Source organism: Gilliamella sp. Nev5-1 (genome assembly GCF_001690895.1).
Taxonomy (GTDB): Bacteria; Pseudomonadota; Gammaproteobacteria; order Enterobacterales; family Orbaceae; genus Gilliamella; species Gilliamella apicola_C.
The window spans coordinates 69,444-87,775 of sequence record NZ_LZHO01000011.1; the positions used below are offsets into that span (position 1 = coordinate 69,444).

Annotated in this window: 14 protein-coding genes and 1 tRNA gene; 8 read left to right on the forward strand and 7 right to left on the reverse strand. The window is 35.6% G+C overall.

What is annotated here, in order from left to right; translation table 11 throughout:
• Positions 1-14: 14 nt before the first annotated feature.
• The 4 genes from A9G41_RS02025 to A9G41_RS02040 all read right to left on the reverse strand — a co-directional run bounded on the left by A9G41_RS02025 (position 15) and on the right by A9G41_RS02040 (position 4,590).
• On the reverse strand, positions 15-1,646 hold the full coding sequence (locus A9G41_RS02025) for a hypothetical protein (protein ID WP_075539257.1): 1,632 nt from the start codon (positions 1,644-1,646) through the stop codon (positions 15-17).
• Between the two features lie 375 nt (positions 1,647-2,021).
• A complete protein-coding gene (gene groL / locus A9G41_RS02030; protein ID WP_065581536.1) occupies positions 2,022-3,668 on the reverse strand; it encodes a chaperonin GroEL in 1,647 nt (548 codons plus the stop codon).
• Between the two features lie 46 nt (positions 3,669-3,714).
• A complete protein-coding gene (locus A9G41_RS02035) occupies positions 3,715-4,008 on the reverse strand; it encodes a co-chaperone GroES (RefSeq protein ID WP_034915350.1) in 294 nt (97 codons plus the stop codon).
• A 147-nt stretch (positions 4,009-4,155) separates the two neighbouring features.
• Positions 4,156-4,590 (reverse strand): FxsA family protein, encoded by a 435-nt coding sequence (locus A9G41_RS02040; protein WP_065581537.1) that lies wholly within the window; start codon positions 4,588-4,590, stop codon positions 4,156-4,158.
• A gap of 159 nt (positions 4,591-4,749) precedes the next feature.
• On the opposite strand from A9G41_RS02040, the gene A9G41_RS02045 reads away from it, so the two are divergent.
• From A9G41_RS02045 to A9G41_RS02070, 6 genes are all read left to right on the forward strand, one after another.
• Positions 4,750-4,825 (forward strand) — tRNA-Phe (locus A9G41_RS02045).
• Positions 4,826-5,455: 630 nt separating this feature from the next.
• A complete protein-coding gene (locus A9G41_RS02050) occupies positions 5,456-7,069 on the forward strand; it encodes an ABC transporter substrate-binding protein (protein WP_075539277.1) in 1,614 nt (537 codons plus the stop codon).
• A 129-nt stretch (positions 7,070-7,198) separates the two neighbouring features.
• Positions 7,199-8,215: a dipeptide ABC transporter permease DppB gene (gene dppB, locus A9G41_RS02055; RefSeq protein WP_065581538.1), complete on the forward strand. Its 1,017-nt coding sequence runs from the start codon at positions 7,199-7,201 to the stop codon at positions 8,213-8,215.
• Between the two features lie 14 nt (positions 8,216-8,229).
• A complete protein-coding gene (gene dppC / locus A9G41_RS02060; protein WP_081295531.1) occupies positions 8,230-9,153 on the forward strand; it encodes a dipeptide ABC transporter permease DppC in 924 nt (307 codons plus the stop codon).
• 13 nt (positions 9,154-9,166) lie between these two features.
• Positions 9,167-10,144 carry a dipeptide ABC transporter ATP-binding protein gene (gene dppD, locus A9G41_RS02065; RefSeq protein WP_075539258.1) on the forward strand — a complete coding sequence of 326 codons (978 nt, stop codon included), beginning with the start codon at positions 9,167-9,169 and terminating at the stop codon, positions 10,142-10,144.
• A complete protein-coding gene (locus tag A9G41_RS02070; protein WP_075539259.1) occupies positions 10,134-11,132 on the forward strand; it encodes a peptide ABC transporter ATP-binding protein in 999 nt (332 codons plus the stop codon). Before dppD ends, A9G41_RS02070 begins: the two co-directional genes overlap by 11 nt.
• A 320-nt stretch (positions 11,133-11,452) precedes the next feature.
• Here A9G41_RS02070 and A9G41_RS02075 read toward each other — a convergent pair whose 3' ends face one another.
• Positions 11,453-12,850 (reverse strand): RtcB family protein, encoded by a 1,398-nt coding sequence (locus A9G41_RS02075; protein ID WP_075539260.1) that lies wholly within the window; start codon positions 12,848-12,850, stop codon positions 11,453-11,455.
• A 245-nt stretch (positions 12,851-13,095) separates the two neighbouring features.
• On the opposite strand from A9G41_RS02075, the gene A9G41_RS02080 reads away from it, so the two are divergent.
• The gene (locus A9G41_RS02080) at positions 13,096-13,860 is read left to right on the forward strand and encodes a DUF6882 domain-containing protein (protein ID WP_141675151.1); all 765 of its coding nucleotides are present in this window, start codon (positions 13,096-13,098) and stop codon (positions 13,858-13,860) included.
• A gap of 57 nt (positions 13,861-13,917) precedes the next feature.
• Here the strand turns inward: A9G41_RS02080 and rtcR are convergent, their stop codons facing one another.
• Positions 13,918-15,531: an RNA repair transcriptional activator RtcR gene (rtcR, locus tag A9G41_RS02085; RefSeq protein ID WP_075539261.1), complete on the reverse strand. Its 1,614-nt coding sequence runs from the start codon at positions 15,529-15,531 to the stop codon at positions 13,918-13,920.
• Positions 15,532-15,817: 286 nt separating this feature from the next.
• Between rtcR and A9G41_RS02090 the strand changes: the two genes are divergently transcribed.
• Complete coding sequence (locus A9G41_RS02090) at positions 15,818-17,044, forward strand: RtcB family protein (RefSeq protein WP_065581544.1); 1,227 nt, start codon at positions 15,818-15,820, stop codon at positions 17,042-17,044.
• Positions 17,045-17,567: 523 nt separating this feature from the next.
• Here the strand turns inward: A9G41_RS02090 and A9G41_RS02095 are convergent.
• Complete coding sequence (locus A9G41_RS02095; protein WP_075539262.1) at positions 17,568-18,269, reverse strand: JAB domain-containing protein; 702 nt, start codon at positions 18,267-18,269, stop codon at positions 17,568-17,570.
• Positions 18,270-18,332 lie beyond the last annotated feature (63 nt).

An 18,332-nucleotide genomic window follows, 5' to 3' on the forward strand; every position in this document is an offset into this window, starting at 1 on the left:
TGTGCATTCCTTTATTATAGTTTAAAGGGAGAGGCAGTTTGCGAGCTCTCTTTTTTATTCTCAGATTTTTCTGATAAAACATCACCTGTCACAGCAATAAATTCTCGCGTATCACTTTGAACATCTTTAGACATTCTTTCAATTTCTTCTAAATTTGCTCGCATTGTTTCTAATGCTGAACGTGTAATTTCAGTAGCTTCTTTTTGGGTGTCACCAAATTCTGCTAAGTTCTGTAACATCGCTTCTAAATCATTATTAATTTCATCACGACCAGTTGCAATTCGGATGGCTTCATTTTTAGCTATGTCATTTGTTACTCGTGTCATTTCAGCTAAAGTATTACCTGCCATAGATTGCGCCTCATTAATTGCTGCTGAGTTAACAGCAGTAACCACAACACTAAGTTGTGAAGCAACCGATGCAATTCCTCGTGAATGCATTGCTCTGGCACTTTCAACTTGTTTTTTGGTTGCAGCTTGCATATTGCGAATTTTAATGGCTTCAGTTGTTAATTCACCATAGGTTTGCATGGTATCAACCGTTGCTGTTGATACAGTATCGATATGTTCATCTAAATTGCGTCTAGCTTCATCAAGCTTCATTGATTCTAATAGGTTGTCGCCAACATCTTTATGCTCAAGCTCTTCTCTACGTTCACGGTGAACTTTCTCAACTTTTTTAGTCGCTTCGTTCATAATGGCATAAATTTGTATCATATTGCCATTATTATCGCTAAGCCCTTCTATTTGTTTAACCATTTTTTCAAGGTGATTACGAATTGCACCAAAACGTTCTTTGCCTTGATTAACAAATTTTAATGCCGATTCAACCATATCAGCTTGGCGTAATGTATGCTGTTCTGAAGTTAGGTTCAGTAACTCCTTTAGTTTTTCAACATCGATTGAATCCTTGCGTTGTTCGTGGCGTTGTGCAATTTCTATCTGAATATCACTTAATTCTTTTTGTTTATTTTGTATTTGCTGTTGTAACTGTACAATAGTTTCCTCATTAACAGTGATTTTAGCTTGTGATGCAACTTTAATTTTTCCTAAACCAAAAAATTTCCTATCATTTTGTAACAAAACGATTTCTTTTTGCAAATTAGTTATTTTCTCTTCAATACTAGTAATTTCGCTTTGCACACTTGCTTGTTGCGCTATCTTTTCTTCATCCCATTGTTGATCAGCTTTTATTTGCGCTAAAGCATTTCGAGTCTCACCATTTTGGCGTAAGTTATACAGTGCGTCTGTAAGTTCAGTAAGTGGTTTAATTTTTTCAATAAAGTCATTAAGGTCATTATTAAAGTCAGAATATACCCGCTGTAACTCAGCAAACACTTCGGTATCAGTCATTTCGATGCGCTGTTTAGACATCTCTTCTGAAATGGATTGTAGATATTCTTTAAATGTATCAAATTCTTGAATTTTGGCTCTATCAGCTTCTTTATTATCAGTAAATTCTAAAATATGAGTGACTTCTTCTACTTTCTGTTCAAGTGAAAGGTTATCTGAAAAAATAACTTTAAAAAAAGTATTTTGTTGAATATTTGAAAGCGGATTTTCTACTTTAGCGCTTTTTTGTCGTTGCCTAACTGAAGAATCATTTTGTTCGGTACTAGTTACTTTTCTCTTAGAAGATACACTCATTGTTTTTTTCCTTATTATTTAACTATTTTAAATCCTATTTCAAATGAAAAGGAGAAAGTTTGGAATAATTAATTTACACTTATAGAAAAGACAAACTCCATCTTTTCATCATGTTATTATCTATTTAACAGTTTATTTTGACAAGTAAAACTGCTATTGATAATAAAAAAGGAAAATGAGCAACATATATAATTTAAACCATTTACTGGCATATAAAAGTATTATCTAAGCTTCATATTTAACTTTAATCAATTTAACGGCGTATTTTTAATTTGTTTTATTTGGTAAAAATAAGGCAAGAAATTAATAAGAAAAAACCACTCGCATGAACGAGTGGTTTATATTGATAAATTTAAGGAGTAGCAACAGATGAGGTTACATCATTCCGCCCATACCACCCATGCCGCCCATACCACCAGCGGCACCTAAATCAGCTTTATCATCTTTAGGTAAATCAGTAACCATACATTCAGTAGTAATCATAAGACCGGCAACAGACGCTGCGTATTGTAATGCACTACGAGTTACTTTAGTTGGATCTAAGATGCCCATTGCAATCATATCACCATACTCTTCAGTTGAAGCATTGTAACCATAGTTACCTTTGCCGCCTTTAACCGCATTAACCACAACTGATGCTTCTTCACCACAGTTAGTCACGATTTGACGTAATGGCGCTTCCATTGCACGAAGGGCCACTTTTATACCTACGTTTTGATCTTCGTTAGCACCTTTAAGTTCTAAAATCGCTGATGCAGCACGAACAAGAGCAACACCACCGCCAGCAACAACACCTTCTTCAACTGCTGCACGAGTAGCGTGTAACGCATCTTCTACACGCGCTTTCTTCTCTTTCATTTCAACTTCAGTTGCTGCACCAACTTTAATTACTGCAACACCGCCAGCTAATTTAGCAACGCGTTCTTGAAGTTTTTCTTTATCATAATCAGAAGTAGATTCTTCGATTTGTTTACGAATTTGTTCAACACGCGCATTAATTAAAGACTCTTCACCAACGCCATCAATAATGGTTGTATTATCTTTATTGATAACAACACGTTTAGCTTGACCTAAATCTTCAAGTGTTGTTTTTTCAAGCTCTAAACCAATTTCTTCTGAAATTACAGTACCAGCAGTTAAAATTGCAATATCTTGTAACATAGCTTTACGACGATCACCAAAACCAGGTGCTTTAACAGCTGCAACTTTAACAATACCGCGCATAGTATTTACAACTAAAGTCGCTAATGCTTCGCCTTCAACATCTTCCGCAATAATTAATAATGATTTACCTGCTTTAGCGACCGCTTCAAGCACTGGTAATAATTCACGAATATTAGAGATTTTTTTATCAGCTAATAAAATATATGGGCTATCTAATTCAACTGTTGCTGTTTCAGCTTTGTTAATGAAGTATGGTGATAAGTAACCACGATCAAATTGCATACCTTCAACAACATCAAGCTCATCTTGTAAACCTGTGCCATCTTCAACAGTAATAACACCTTCTTTACCTACTTTCTCCATTGCTTGTGCAATTAATGTACCAACAGTTTCATCCGAGTTAGCGGAAATTGTACCTACTTGTGCAATTGCTTTAGAATCGGCACATGGCGCAGATAATTTTTTAAGTTCTTCAACAGCAGCAACAACCGCTTTATCAATACCACGTTTTAAATCCATTGGATTCATACCCGCAGCAACAGCTTTTAAACCTTCATTAACAATCGCTTGAGCAAGCACAGTTGCAGTAGTTGTACCATCACCTGCTGCATCATTTGCTTTAGAAGCGACTTCTTTCACCATTTGTGCGCCCATATTTTCGAATTTATCTTCTAATTCTATTTCGCGAGCAACAGAAACACCATCTTTAGTAATAGTTGGTGCACCAAATGATTTATCTAATACTACATTACGTCCTTTTGGACCTAAAGTTACTTTAACTGCATCGGCTAATACATTAACGCCTTGAAGCATTTTGATGCGAGCATCGTTACCAAATTTTACATCTTTAGCTGCCATCTTCGTATTTCTCCTAAATTCTGTCTATAGTTTAATTATTTGCCAGTTATGCTTGAACAATGGCTAAAATATCGCTTTCAGATAAGATAAGCACTTCTTCGTTATCGATTTTTTCTGTTTTAACGCCATATCCTTCGTTAAAAATTACGATATCACCCACTTTCACATCTAATGGCTGTACTTGACCATTTTCTAAAATGCGACCATTACCAACTGCTAAAACCTCACCTCGTGTTGATTTACCAGCAGCTGAACCAGTTAACACGATACCACCCGCTGATTTTGATTCTACTTCTTTGCGTTTAATGATCACGCGATCATGCAATGGACGAATTTTCATTAGTTATCTCCTAACACTAATTTTAATTAAAACAATTATTATCAATAAATCATACAATTATGATTTTCAAATGTAGTGCAAACTATATGGGGACAATTTTAAATTCTTCAAGGGAAGAAAACTAAAAAAAGTCTAATTGATTATTTATCAATCATCTTTACGTTTGAATTCACCTTCAATAATATCACTGTCTTGATAATGTGTTTGCGATGATGAAAATTGAAATCTCATCGGTATTTTTCGAACTATAAATTCTACAATATAATCTTGAACACAGGGAATTAATAAAATTGCGCCAACAACATCAGTTAAGAAACCAGGTATAAGTAAGAAAAAACCAGAAAAAAGCAAAGATACACTTTTTATAATTTCAGCTTTAGCACTTTGATTATTGGCGATTTTTTGTTGCATAATACTTAGATTTTTCAAACCTTGTGTTTTAACTAATGAAAAACCAAGAATTGACGTTGCAATAATACAGGTTAATGCAAGTAAAACACCAATTGAATTTGCAACAGCTATAAAAATACTGATTTCGAAATAAACATAAATAAAAAAGAGAATAAAACCAACAAATCGCATATAACAATTCCTATAAGCACAAAGGGATAGTATTAGAAATTAGCTATTAATATGAAGATGATTAGCTAATTTTCAACCAAACAATAAATATTTTTTAAAAAATTTTACAAAAGGGATTGACTGGCAATTACAAATCATGTTTAATATGCACCCATTGTTGCCCGGATAGCTCAGTCGGTAGAGCAGGGGATTGAAAATCCCCGTGTCCGTGGTTCGATTCCGCGTCCGGGCACCAATCACCAAATTCTAAGACCTGCTTCTAGCAGTTTTTTTTATGCCTAAGGCCTTTTCAGATAAGCCTTTCACCTTGTTGTACTCCTCTACAGTGTTCAATTGAAATTAAGCTAAATCAAGTAATAAATTAATTTTATATTATTAATTTAATGATTATTTTATTTACAATAATTATAATACATTCTATAAAAATCAATTATTAAGCTACAAGCTCTATAATAAATTTAAAACTAAACATAAATTGAGAACAAATCAAAGAATATATTTATATGTTCTTTTTTAGTCATACCTTTAATATGAATTGAAATTGGCACTATTTTTGCATGCTATATCGGTTACACAGTATTTAGCTACCGTTATGCTTGTGTTAGAAATTATTTTCAATAAAAAATGGAATGTTATTGTAAATTCTTAGGCAATATCGTAATTTTAATTATGGTGCATTTTGCACCATATTAGTGCAATAGATAGCGAAAATATGAATTTAAACAAAGTAAAAGTTAATTGATGTAACAATCAAAATTAGAGCGTTTTACTAAATCTGTATTTAAAAAATATTAGAAATACGAAGATTTTAACTTTGTTTAATTATGACAAAATAGGTTTACTGTTAAATAATTGGGGTGGTTTTATGAGTAATCTAAGGAAATATAAACATAAATTTTTGTTGGGCGCGGGGCTAATAACGATGCTTGCTAGTGCACAACTTCATGCTGCAGGGACGTTAGTTTATTGTGCAGAGGCTTCACCTGAAACATTTAGTCCACAGTTAGTGACAAGCGGTATTTCAATGGATGCTAGTGCAGTTCCTGTTTTTAACCGTTTGGTGGAATTTAAATTAGGTACTACCGAAATCGAACCTGCTTTAGCAAAATCTTGGGATATTAGCCAAGATGGGTTGACTTATACTTTCCATTTACGCGATGATGTTAAGTGGCATAGCAATAAAGAATTCAAACCAACACGAAACTTAAATGCTGATGATGTTATTTTTACATTTATGCGACAGAAAGATAAAAATCATCCTTATCACAAAGTTTCTGGTGGACAATATGAATACTTTGAAAGCATGGGATTCCCAGATTTAATCAAAGAAATTAAAAAGATTGATGACCATACTGTTGTATTTGAATTAAACCATCCAGAAGCCCCTTTCTTGGCTGATTTAGCAATGTCATTTGCTTCCATTTTATCAGCTGAATATGCCGATGCTATGCTTAAAAATGGCACACCCGAAAAAGTTGATTTAGTCCCCATTGGCACAGGACCGTTTACTTTTGTTCAATACCAAAAAGATTCAAGAATTCTTTATAAAGCCAATCCCGATTATTTTGGACCTAAAGCCCAGCTTGATCGTTTAGTGTTTTCAATTACACCAGATCCAGCAATTCGTTATGCCAAGTTACAAAAAGGAGAATGTCATGCGATGCCATATCCAAATGTAGCTGATATTGAACGAATGAAATCTGACAAGAATATTGTTGTTAAAGAAATGGCTGGAGTTAATATTGGTTATTTAGCCTATAATATGGATAAGCCACCACTTGATAACTTACAAGTTCGTCAAGCATTAAATATGGCCGTGAACAAAGATGCGATTATAAAAGCTGTTTTTCAGGGTGCGGCAGAACCCGCTAAAAACTTTATTCCACCATCAATGTGGGGTTATAACGATGAAGTAAAAGATTATCCTTATGATCCAGAACAAGCAAAAGAGTTATTAAAATCAGCGGGATTAGAGAAAGGGTTTACTATCAATTTATGGGCAATGCCAGTACAACGTCCATATAATCCAAATGCACGCCGTATGGCTGAAATGATTCAAGCTGATTGGGCTAAAATTGGTGTAACCGCTAAAATTGTGAGTTATGAATGGGGAGAATATCTATCTCGTATTCGTGATGGTGAACATGATGCGGTGTTAATGGGATGGTCGGGAGATAATGGTGACCCTGATAACTTTTATTCTGTTTTAATGAGTTGTGATGCGGTTAAAGCAGGTTCAAACTATTCACACTGGTGTTATAAACCATTTGATGATTTATTACAGCAAGCTCGCATTGAGCCTGATCATGAAAAAAGGGTTAAGCTTTACAAACAAGCGCAAGTTGAGATGCATAACCAAGCGCCTGCATTAATGATTGCTCATTCAATGATTTATCTACCGATACGTAAAGAGGTTAAAGGCTATATTATGGCTCCTTTAGCATTACATAATTTTAACCAAGTTACGCTTGAAAAATAATATTCCTTGCGATTAACCACCTGTGTGGTTAATCGCTACATTAGGTTTGATTGAGTACTATAAATATATTTATATAAAATTATCTATTTTATAAACGATAGTTTAGAAGCAATATTTAAGAGCCACTACATGTTTCAATTTATTTTAAAACGGTTAGGTGTACTTATCCCGACTTTTATCAGCATTACACTGCTGACTTTTATTTTCGTTCACCTTATTCCTGGTGATCCGATTACGATACTTGCAGGAGAGCGAGGTTTAACACCAGAACGCCATGCTGAACTAATAACACAATTTGGTTTAGACAAACCACTGTATGAGCAATATTTTCAATACATTATAGGCATGTTTCATGGCGATTTAGGCATCTCTTTTAAAAGCCAAATTCCAGTATGGGATGAATTTGTACCCCGATTTAAAGCAACTTTTGAGCTTGGATTTTGCGCGATGTTGTTTGCAATTAGTTTTGGGATTCCAATTGGCGTGCTTGCAGCAGTAAAACGCGGTTCAATATTTGATCATACAGCAATAGGTTTGTCTTTAACGGGTTATTCCATGCCAATTTTTTGGTGGGGAATGATGCTCATTACGTTAGTTTCTGTGCATTTAAATTTAACTCCGGTATCAGGTCGTGTTAGTGATATGCTTTTCTTAGACGAAAGTAAACCTTTAACCGGATTTATGTTAGTTGATACTTTATTATGGGGTGAAAAAGAAGATTTTATAGACGCAGTTACTCACTTAATTTTACCTGCCATTGTATTAGGTACCATTCCATTAGCGGTCATTGTCCGCATGACCCGTTCTTCTATGTTAGAAGTATTAAGTGAAGATTATATTCGAACTGCACGAGCTAAAGGCGTTAGTCGAATGCGAATCATCCTTATTCATGCATTACGCAATGCGATGATCCCTGTGATGACTGTCATCGGTTTACAAGTTGGTACAATGCTTGCTGGTGCAATATTGACCGAAACCGTCTTTTCATGGCCAGGAATTGGTCGTTGGTTAATTGAAGCGCTACAACGTCGAGATTATCCCGTAGTGCAAAGTGGTGTTTTACTTGTTGCGGTCATGATTATTTTGGTGAATTTATTAGTTGATATGTTGTACAGCGTTATCAATCCGCGTATTAGACATAAATAAGAGTGTGTTTACAGATGAATAAACAGGTTATTACTGAATCGACCAATACGAAAGACATCAGTTTGGTTGAGCCTAAGCCATTAACGCCTATGCGTGAGTTCTGGTTTTATTTTTCAAAAAATAAAGGCGCTGTCGTTGGATTAGCCTTCATTATTATTGTTGTTTTACTCGCTATTTTTGCTAATTTAGTTGCACCACATTCTCCTTCTGAACAATTTAGAGATGCCTTATTAGCGCCACCTGTTTGGATGAAAGATGGTAGCTGGCAATTTATTTTAGGAACAGATGATGTGGGGAGAGATATCTTATCGAGGCTCATTTATGGTGCTCGTTTATCTTTATTAGTTGGTTGCTTGGTCGTCATCATCTCATTGATTTTAGGGATTACAGTAGGATTGATTGCCGGTTATGTAGGTGGTTTTTTAGACAACATCATTATGCGTGCTGTCGATATCATGCTTGCTTTACCCAGTTTATTACTTGCACTTGTTTTAGTTGCGATATTTGGCCCATCGATTGTTAATGCCTCAATCGCATTAGCTTTTGTTGCGTTACCTCATTATATCCGTTTAACCCGCGGAGCAGCGCTTGCTGAAATTAATAAAGACTATGTGATTGCCTCCCGAGTTGCTGGGGCTGGTGCTTTACGGCAGATGTTTATAAATATTCTGCCAAACTGTTTAGCACCATTAATTGTGCAAGCTTCATTAGGATTTTCAAATGCGATTTTAGACATGGCCGCATTAGGTTTTTTAGGTATGGGTGCACAACCACCAACCCCTGAATGGGGAACAATGCTTGCTGACGTATTGCAATTTGCACAATCTGCATGGTGGGTAGTCACCTTTCCGGGCTTAGTAATTTTAATGACAGTGTTAGCTTTCAACTTAATGGGAGATGGTTTGCGAGACGCGCTTGATCCTAAATTGAAGCAGTAATGGAGATACAGTCATGGCACTATTAGAAGTAAAAGAATTATCTGTTCAATTTGGTGGATTTAAAGCGGTAGACCACATTAGTTATGACGTTGAACAAGGACAAGTTGTTGGTATTGTGGGTGAATCAGGCTCAGGCAAGTCAGTGAGTTCACTCGCCATAATGGGGCTAATTGATTTACCGGGTAAAGTCAATGCCAATGCATTACATTTTGATGGTAAAGACCTGCAACAGATCTCAACCAAAATGCGTCGTAAAATTGTGGGTGCAGATGTGGCAATGATCTTTCAAGATCCGATGACGAGCTTAAACCCATGTTTTACGATAGGTTACCAAATCATTGAAACCTTGAAAATTCACCAAGGTGGCAGTAAAAAGGCACTCAAAGCAAGAGCGATTGAACTGCTTAAATTAGTGGGTATTGCTGATGCGGAAAATCGATTAAATGTTTATCCGCATCAGTTATCTGGTGGAATGAGCCAACGCGTCATGATCGCAATAGCCATTGCATGTAATCCAAAACTCTTAATTGCTGATGAACCAACAACCGCGCTTGATGTTACAATTCAAGGGCAAATTATCGAGTTATTGCTTGAGTTGCAACGCAAAAATAACATGGCATTAGTTCTTATTACACACGACTTAGCGCTAGTTTCTGAGGCTGCGCAAAAAATTATTGTGATGTATGCTGGACAAGTCGTTGAAATAGGTGATGCTGAAATTATCTTTAAAAAACCATTACACCCTTATACACAAGCATTATTACGCTCGCTGCCTGAATTTACGCAAGACAAAGAGCGATTAGCATCATTAGCGGGTGTCGTTCCAGGAAAATATGATCGGCCAACGGGCTGTTTACTCAATCCGCGTTGTCCTTATGCTACCGAACGCTGTTATACCGAAGAACCCGCATTAATGAGTTATTCTGCAACTAGAAAAGTAAAATGCCATTATCCATTATCAAGCGAAGGGATACCACAATATGAACAATAATATGGAAAATAAAGAATTACTGCTTGATGCCCGAAACCTGACAAAATATTATCATGTTAAAACGGGATTCTTTTCTGAAGCTAAACAAGTTAAAGCCGTTGACGGTGTATCTTTTACATTAGGTAAAGCCAAAACACTGGCGATTGTTGGTGAATCGGGTTGTGGTAAATCCTCATTAGCAAGATTATTGACCATGATCGAAAAGCCCACATCAGGAGAACTTTATTTTAAAGATCAGAATCTGTTGGATGATGACCTGCAAGCTCAAAAATTGCGTCGCCAAAAGATCCAAATTGTTTTCCAAAATCCATACTCATCACTCAACCCACGCAAAAAAATCGGTTCCATATTAGAAGAACCGCTAATTATCAATACCGATTTAGCAGCCAATGATCGTAAAGCAAAAGTACTATCAATGATGAAAAAAGTTGGATTAAAAGAAGAGTTTTATAATCGTTATCCGCATATGTTTTCAGGGGGACAACGTCAACGCATTGCTATCGCAAGAGGTTTAATGCTTGATCCTGAAATAGTGGTTGCTGATGAGCCCGTTTCAGCACTAGATGTTTCTGTGCGTGCACAAGTGCTAAATCTGATGATGGATCTACAGCAAGATCTAGGTTTATCTTATGTTTTTATTTCTCATGACCTTTCGGTTGTTGAACATATTGCTGATGACGTAATGGTGATGTATTTAGGGCGTTGCGTTGAACAAGGGCGGAAAGATGAAATCTATCGTAACCCTGAACATCCATACACTCAAGCGCTATTATCAGCAACACCAAGATTAAATCCAGATCTTAGACGGGATAGAATCAAATTAGAAGGGGAATTACCAAGCCCTCTTAATCCTCCCTTGGGTTGTGCTTTTAACGCTCGGTGCCGTTTAGCATTTCCACGTTGCACAATTGAACAACCGCAACTTATTAATTATAACGAACATAAAATTGCTTGTTTCTGTATAGAGGAAAAAAATCATAATGGATAATAAAAGTGACAGTTAATTCTGTCACTAAATTCTATAATAAACCTACTTATTGTATTTTTCTTAATTACATAGAAATTGCCGATTGTTATATGTGAATGCCAAATCGATTAAAAAATATTGCCTCAAACTTATTAAGTAATAATGCTGAGAGCTGGATGAGTAAAACAAGCTCAATCTTTAAAACTTTTTACTACGCAATTTATTCCACACTCAATACCTAGTGATACGGCAACATAAACAGAATACAATAGTAAAAATTAAAAAATAGCAATTGATTATAAAAACAGCCCAAACTAACGAAGCTTGGGCTGTTTGCTTAATCACGCTTTAAACGTGATCCAAGGTTTAAGTTTTACCACAGACTGGATTAAATCAGCATTTTCTTGCGATTCGATTACAGGTGTGATCGGTTTATAAGCCGCAGGGGCTTCTTCACGTAGACGTTCCTCTTTTAAGGTAACACATTGCCATGGCAAATTAACTTTATCAGACACCACTTTTTTGCTACGCATTGATTGCCGTCTTTCAGCTCTACCCGCACCATGCGAGCAAGACCATAACCAATCTGAATTCCCTTTACCAACCGCCACATAAGAGTAATCGCCCATTGAGCCAGGAATTAATACTATTTCCCCTTGGTTAGCTGGCGTTGCTCCTTTGCGGTGAATATTCATGCCATGCTCAGGTAAAATAATATTATGCGAAATATCCACGATTAACTGACTATTATTGTGTTTAAAAATCGCCATGAATTCTTTACGTATCAATTCCGTGATAACAATTCGGTTGATCCAAGCATAACGAGCTGCAACGCCCATAGCTTGCAAGTAATTTTGAGCATTATCATCGGCCAAACCAAATAATCCTGATGTTGGATATTTTTCGTTTACTGGCCATAATTCTTTGGCTTTATCTTGCCAACGCTTGCCAATATAAAATCCCACATCTCGTGAACCAGTATGAATCATTATCACAACAGCATCTTTCTTTAGCCCCATTTGATAAGCTAAATGTCGATCAAGGATTTCATCAACAATTTGTAACTCAACAAAATGGTTACCTGAACCAACGGTACCTAAGCTTGCTGGGCGGATAATACTGCGTGACTCAAAAAAGGCCTCTGGCGCGTATTTGCTATCGGCGGTGATTAACGTCTGTCCTGATATTTGATTAATTTCGGCAAGTAATCGATTAACGTTAACCTCTTGCCACACCCCTTGTTGTGGTAGTGCTGCAATCCATTCTGCGATTCCTTGATCAAACAACGCTTGAAAGGATTGTGGCGTAACAGGAACATCTCGCTCATCTTGCAATAATACACGTTTTAGTTGCGCAATAATTGTTGATTTTTGGTCATGCACTTGATCATAACTTAAGCCCGTTGTTAAAAGGCGCATACCACAGTCAATATCAGTGCCAATAGCTGCTGGAATAATTAAATCTTCCGTTGTTGCCACAATACTGCCCACTGGCGCAATTGCACCTGGGTGAAAATCGGGAGTAGCTCGAGCGGCACACACGTGTCCTAAGCTATTAGGTACCTTGACCGATGCAAAATCCAGTAACTGCTTGACAGCTTTTTCTTCTAAAGGTAAAGCCTGCGGTAATAAAACTTGAGCGGTCGTATTTTGTTGATTAAAAGTATAAATATCATTATAAAAATGACTTTCAATCCCTAGTCGGGATAAACGTTTTTGTAAACGGGTAAATGTAGACATCATTGCCACCTAGAAAACAATAAAAAACGGTCTCCTCTGTTGAGAAGATAATTACTGTTTTCCTGCAGCAGCACGATTCAGGAAAGCGAACGCATTCTATACAAAAAATATTTAGCTGTAAAGGTAAAAATATTGATATTTAATAAACAATATATTAGCATCACGGGAGTTCATATCAGTATTAAATCAAAACATAAAATTTAAATGGGAAAATAATGAATTATTATGGGGATGGGGAAAAAGTTATGGTAACACCGTGCAAATCTGAAAAAGAATTGTTAGAACATTTTGGTTGTTATGGATTTGAAAAACAACTCAATTTTGATGAAAAAATTGGCGATAACAATTGGCAAATAGATATCAATCAAGGTGTTATTTATTTTGGTGATAATATAACCTTTTCTATTCAATTATTAGGTACTTTTTCTTTATCTTCTGAAACATGGCTTTGGTCTTGGAATAATGAAGCATCGCAGTTGCCCGCATCGGTTATTGAACAAGCGTTGAGTTTAAAAAGCTATGGTGAAAAAAATAATATTAATTTATTCACTACTGCTCAATTTGACACTACACAAGAAGAGTTATACAAAATAGGGGTAATTGCTACAGGAATGTTTAACACAAATGGATATTATCTTGCTAATTTTGGGCAAGGAATAGCATTGGTAACCATAAAAAAAGATCATATTAACTCAGAAAATAATAACCAGAATAAAACCTCTAAAATTTTGCCAAAATTTATAAAAAATCTGTTTGGTCGTTCTTCATCTGAAAGTGATAACCATGAGCAGAAAAATAATCAAAACCAAATTTTTGAAATATTTTCTCAATTTATTTCAAACTTTGATGTGGATCATTATCAGGCGCTTAAATACTATCTAATTGCTAAAGATTATCAAGTCAAACCAAGCAATTTGACAGCTCAAACAGAGCTTGTTGCAATAAAAGGTAAGCAAAGAATAATTGCTAAATTTGATGAACAATCTCGTTTAATTAGTTTAAATGTATAAATATAGTTGTCAGTAAAAATCTTTGCATTTATAGGATAGATGTTACCGATACATTGATTAAGGTTTATTAACCATATCCCAATTTAAACCAAACTTGGCCAAATATTTTTTTAATCGATCGGCATCATTGCTACGTTGTTTTTTTATGCGAGACACTGCGAACAATAGTCTGCCTGCTTCAGATAAACAGCTACTTTTTTGGCAGATTTCGATTACCTTTTCCAGTTGGTAGCGATCAAATTCATCTATTTCTAATGGAATTAAAGGATCATCTGACTTGAGTTTCCCCCAGTTTTGTTTTAAACGCAAAATTTCCTTTTCTACTTGTTCCAACGTAATATTGGCTTGTGGTGCTAACGTTGCCATTCGAATAATTGAGCTATTCAATTCACGGAAGTTGCCCAGCCATAAGGCTTCTGGAGAGGTAGCAAAGGCTAAATAAGCACGTCTTGATTGTTGATTAAAACGTGGCATGATGCCATATTCTTTAGCATAACGTGCCAATTCATAATCAATATTCGGTTCAATATCTTCTTTCCGTTCGGCTAAACTTGGCAGTTGATAACTCCACAAGTTAATTCTGGCGAACAGATCTTCTCGAAACTCACCTTGTTTTATTGCCTGTTTCAGATCTTTATTCGTGCCAGCGATTAACTGAAAATCACTCTGTATCGGTTTATCACTGCCAAATGGATAAAATTGCTTTTCTTCAATCGCTTTTAATAACATGGCTTGCTCATCAAGCCCAAGTTCACCAATTTCATCTAAAAATAATACTCCCCCGTCAGCATTTTTAAGTAATCCGCTACGAGCAAAATTTGCACCGGTAAATGCGCCTTTGACATGGCCAAATAAGGTTGACATTGCACTATCACCTCGTAAGGTGGCGCAGTTAATTTCGACAAATTGACCGTTAATTTGATGATTAGTGTGTTTTAGTAAATAAATTTGTTTAGCTAAAAATGATTTACCAGCACCTGTTGGCCCACACAATAAAATAGGAGCATGCGATCGGCTGGCAACCTGTTCTATTTCAGCAATTAATTGATTAAATTGTTGGTTACGAGTAGCGATACCAGATTTTAACAGATCCGTTGCTTGAATGGCATATTGTTGAAAACGGGTTAGGATTTTATCATAACGATGCAAATTCAAATCGATGATATTCATTTTACCATAAGGTACTTGCGCAATGAGATCGGCTTCCTCTAAGTTATATTTTTTTTCCATTATCTCCTTTTTGGATGGTGGAGACATTTGTAATAATTTAGCTGGGTAATAGCGCGATTCTGCTAGCAAAAACCAACAAATCTGTGCAACATGCGTACCAGTTGTGATATGCAAATAATACTCTTCTTGTTCTGAATTAAATGAGTAGTTTTTCGAAATATCAAAAAGGCAGGTATAAACTTGTTCAAAATCCCATGGATCATCTATATTTACTGCAATTGGCCTTACTTCAATTTGTGGTGATAAAATTTTAATATCTTTAACAACTTCACAAAGCAGATGATAATCGTTTTGATAATAGAGTAATTCAAATCGAGTTAGTGGTAGATCAGATCGATGACATAAATCAATAGTCGGTCGCCATTGTAACCATCGTCGTTTACCTTTACTACGTTGATCCAGTACATTTCCTAAAAAACCAAATACTATATTCTTTTTCATTTTTATAAATATTTATAACTTTTTAGAATAAATTATAAAAAATTAATCAACCAAAATCTATTAAATTTCTATTTTCATCTATTTTAAACTTATTTTTGTTTTTTTAATCAAAACAATACTAATTATTTTTACCATTTTTTAATTTTTGGCACGCTTTTAGCAGTATTTATATACGGAATCACAAAAAAAGATTTTATCGCCCAAAGGGGGAATAAAATCCAAAAATAAAATAGAGCTTATAAACTTAGCAACTTAGCATTGCATGAAATTAAGAAGGAGTGAAAAAATGAGACAATATGAAGTATTAAAAACCGAAAATACTAAGCCGATAAAAATGTGGACAAAAGGTGTACCAGTAGAGCTTGAAGCTAAAGAACAACTATTAAAATTGGCACAATTACCGTTTATTTTTAAACATATCGCTGTAATGCCTGATGTGCATGTAGGTAAAGGATCAACTATCGGTAGCGTGATTCCTACTATTGGTGCAATTATACCTGCTGCGGTTGGTGTAGATATTGGCTGTGGAATGATGGCAGTACAAACTTCATTAACCAATGCTGATCTACCTGACAAACTAGCACCCTTACGTTTAGCGATTGAAAAAGCCGTACCGCATGGTTTAACGCCAAAAAAAATAGGTCGCGATCAAGGTAGTTGGCAAAATCCACCATTAATTGTGGATCAATATTGGCAACAGCTATTACCAGAATTTGAAAAGCTGACTGAAAAATATCCACATTTTTTAAATACTAATAACTACCATCATTTAGGGACATTAGGAACAGGTAATCATTTTATCGAAATTTGTTTGGATGAAACTGATCGGGTTTGGATTATGTTACATAGCGGTTCACGTGGTGTGGGTAATGCTATTGGAGAGTATTTTATCAAAATAGCTAAACAAGACATGGCTACTTATTTTATTGATAACTTTTTACCAAGCCAAGATTTAGCCTACTTTGTTGAAGGCACTGAGCATTTTAATGATTATCTTATGGCGGTAAATTGGGCTCAAGAGTTTGCCCGTTTAAATCGTGAAGCGATAATGCATAACACAATTAAAGCCATCGGTAATACACTAAATATTGAGTTTATTAGTCATCTACAAGCAGTTAACTGCCACCATAACTATGTTCAAAGAGAGCATCATTTTGGTCATAATATTTTTGTGACACGCAAAGGAGCGGTATCAGCTCGTAAAGGTGAGCTAGGGATTATTCCGGGCTCAATGGGCGCTAAAAGCTATATTGTCCGTGGACTTGGTAATGAAGAAAGTTTCTGTTCATGCTCACATGGTGCAGGGCGAGTTATGAGCCGAACAGCGGCAAAAAAACAATTTACCATTGAAGACCAAATCAAAGCCACCGCACATGTTGAATGCCGTAAAGATGCTGATGTGATTGATGAAATACCAATGGCATATAAAGATATTGATGCGGTAATGACTGCCCAAAATGAACTGGTCGAAATTGTCCATCAATTACGGCAAGTCGTGTGTGTGAAAGGGTAAAAAATATCGAGGAGTAATCCTCGATATTGGTGGAAATAAAAAGATTAACAGTCTTAATTATATCAATGGTTATCTAAAAGAATGCATTACTATCGAGATTATTCCATTTGATTTAAATAACTAATTAATCAATCTAACAAAGGATTAACGATGAAAGAAAATACTCAAAATTCAACGATAGCCACCTCAAATAGGGCGACTATTCAACCATTTCCAATAGTATGGGATAACAATAAAATCAGTATTTATCAGTTTTTACTACCTTTGAAGCTCTACTGAATCCTTTGCATAATTAATGGAAATAGGAACATTTGTTAAACCTAACAATGACGTTTTTTGCGCTGAACTTAACTCTGTTGATAATAGATTTATTATCTCATCATGATCAATTAAAGAATCATCCTCCCTGAGTTTATTTATATATTCCTCAAAATTATGGGTAATAAGCTCTAAAATATTGTCTGGATAGCTTTCTCTTATAAACTCTAGATGTTGCTCTTCTATCTGTTCATAAAATGCACTATTATTTTAAATTAATAATCCCCTTAACCGCTCTCACGGTAATGCCCAAAATCTTCGCAATATTTTCAATCGATACGCCCTTTTCCAGTAATGCATTAATTAGTATTTTCTTTTCAGATTCAGCTTTTTCTCGACGAGCTTTTTCTGCTTTTGCTTTCTGCTGAGCTGTTTTGGTCTTATCCCTCTCAACCGCTAATTTTTCTTTTGCAATTTGTTTTTCTTGTTTACGGATGCGTTCAACTACTTGGTAAGTCGGAACATATTTCAGGCTTTGTTCAAGTTCTGCCATCAGTTTGATGCTGCGAAAGCTGATATAGGTTTTTGGGGTGATAATTAAGTGGTCGGTAAGTTCGATATTTAAAATATGGGCAACTTGAATTAAGCGGTCGGTGATGTCTTTATCGGCCGCTGAAGGGATCAGCGATCCTGACGGGTGATTATGCACCAAAATCACCCGTGAGGCGTTTTTCATCACCGCAACGCGAAACACGTTCATTGGCTCAATGTTGACCGATTTATACGATCCAAGCGCAATTAGTTCAATATACAGGATATAACCCGCTTGATTCATACCAATAATCCAAAGATGTTCCTTTTCTTGGTCGATCTTGTTTTCACGCAATAACACACGCTGCATAATACTGTACACGTCGTCCGTGCTTTCAATATAGCGTTTGTCATGTTTGGTTAGTTTAATATCCATCTTATCGCCTTGTAAAATCAAACGAAAAATAATATAGCATATTCTGTTTATGCTGGGCAGTCG

What these genes read in the sequence shown, in the direction of transcription:
- A9G41_RS02035 (WP_034915350.1), bottom strand. Translation starts at nt 4,008, where the DNA reads ATGAAAATTCGTCCATTGCATGATCGCGTGATCATTAAACGCAAAGAA.
- A9G41_RS02050 (WP_075539277.1), top strand. Translation starts at nt 5,456, where the DNA reads ATGAGTAATCTAAGGAAATATAAACATAAATTTTTGTTGGGCGCGGGG.
- dppD (WP_075539258.1), top strand. Translation starts at nt 9,167, where the DNA reads ATGGCACTATTAGAAGTAAAAGAATTATCTGTTCAATTTGGTGGATTT.
- A9G41_RS02075 (WP_075539260.1), bottom strand. Translation starts at nt 12,850, where the DNA reads ATGTCTACATTTACCCGTTTACAAAAACGTTTATCCCGACTAGGGATT.
- A9G41_RS02025 (WP_075539257.1), bottom strand. Translation starts at nt 1,646, where the DNA reads ATGAGTGTATCTTCTAAGAGAAAAGTAACTAGTACCGAACAAAATGAT.
- dppC (WP_081295531.1), top strand. Translation starts at nt 8,230, where the DNA reads ATGAATAAACAGGTTATTACTGAATCGACCAATACGAAAGACATCAGT.
- A9G41_RS02095 (WP_075539262.1), bottom strand. Translation starts at nt 18,269, where the DNA reads ATGGATATTAAACTAACCAAACATGACAAACGCTATATTGAAAGCACG.
- dppB (WP_065581538.1), top strand. Translation starts at nt 7,199, where the DNA reads ATGTTTCAATTTATTTTAAAACGGTTAGGTGTACTTATCCCGACTTTT.
- A9G41_RS02090 (WP_065581544.1), top strand. Translation starts at nt 15,818, where the DNA reads ATGAGACAATATGAAGTATTAAAAACCGAAAATACTAAGCCGATAAAA.
- A9G41_RS02040 (WP_065581537.1), bottom strand. Translation starts at nt 4,590, where the DNA reads ATGCGATTTGTTGGTTTTATTCTCTTTTTTATTTATGTTTATTTCGAA.
- A9G41_RS02070 (WP_075539259.1), top strand. Translation starts at nt 10,134, where the DNA reads ATGAACAATAATATGGAAAATAAAGAATTACTGCTTGATGCCCGAAAC.
- rtcR (WP_075539261.1), bottom strand. Translation starts at nt 15,531, where the DNA reads ATGAAAAAGAATATAGTATTTGGTTTTTTAGGAAATGTACTGGATCAA.
- A9G41_RS02080 (WP_141675151.1), top strand. Translation starts at nt 13,096, where the DNA reads ATGGTAACACCGTGCAAATCTGAAAAAGAATTGTTAGAACATTTTGGT.
- groL (WP_065581536.1), bottom strand. Translation starts at nt 3,668, where the DNA reads ATGGCAGCTAAAGATGTAAAATTTGGTAACGATGCTCGCATCAAAATG.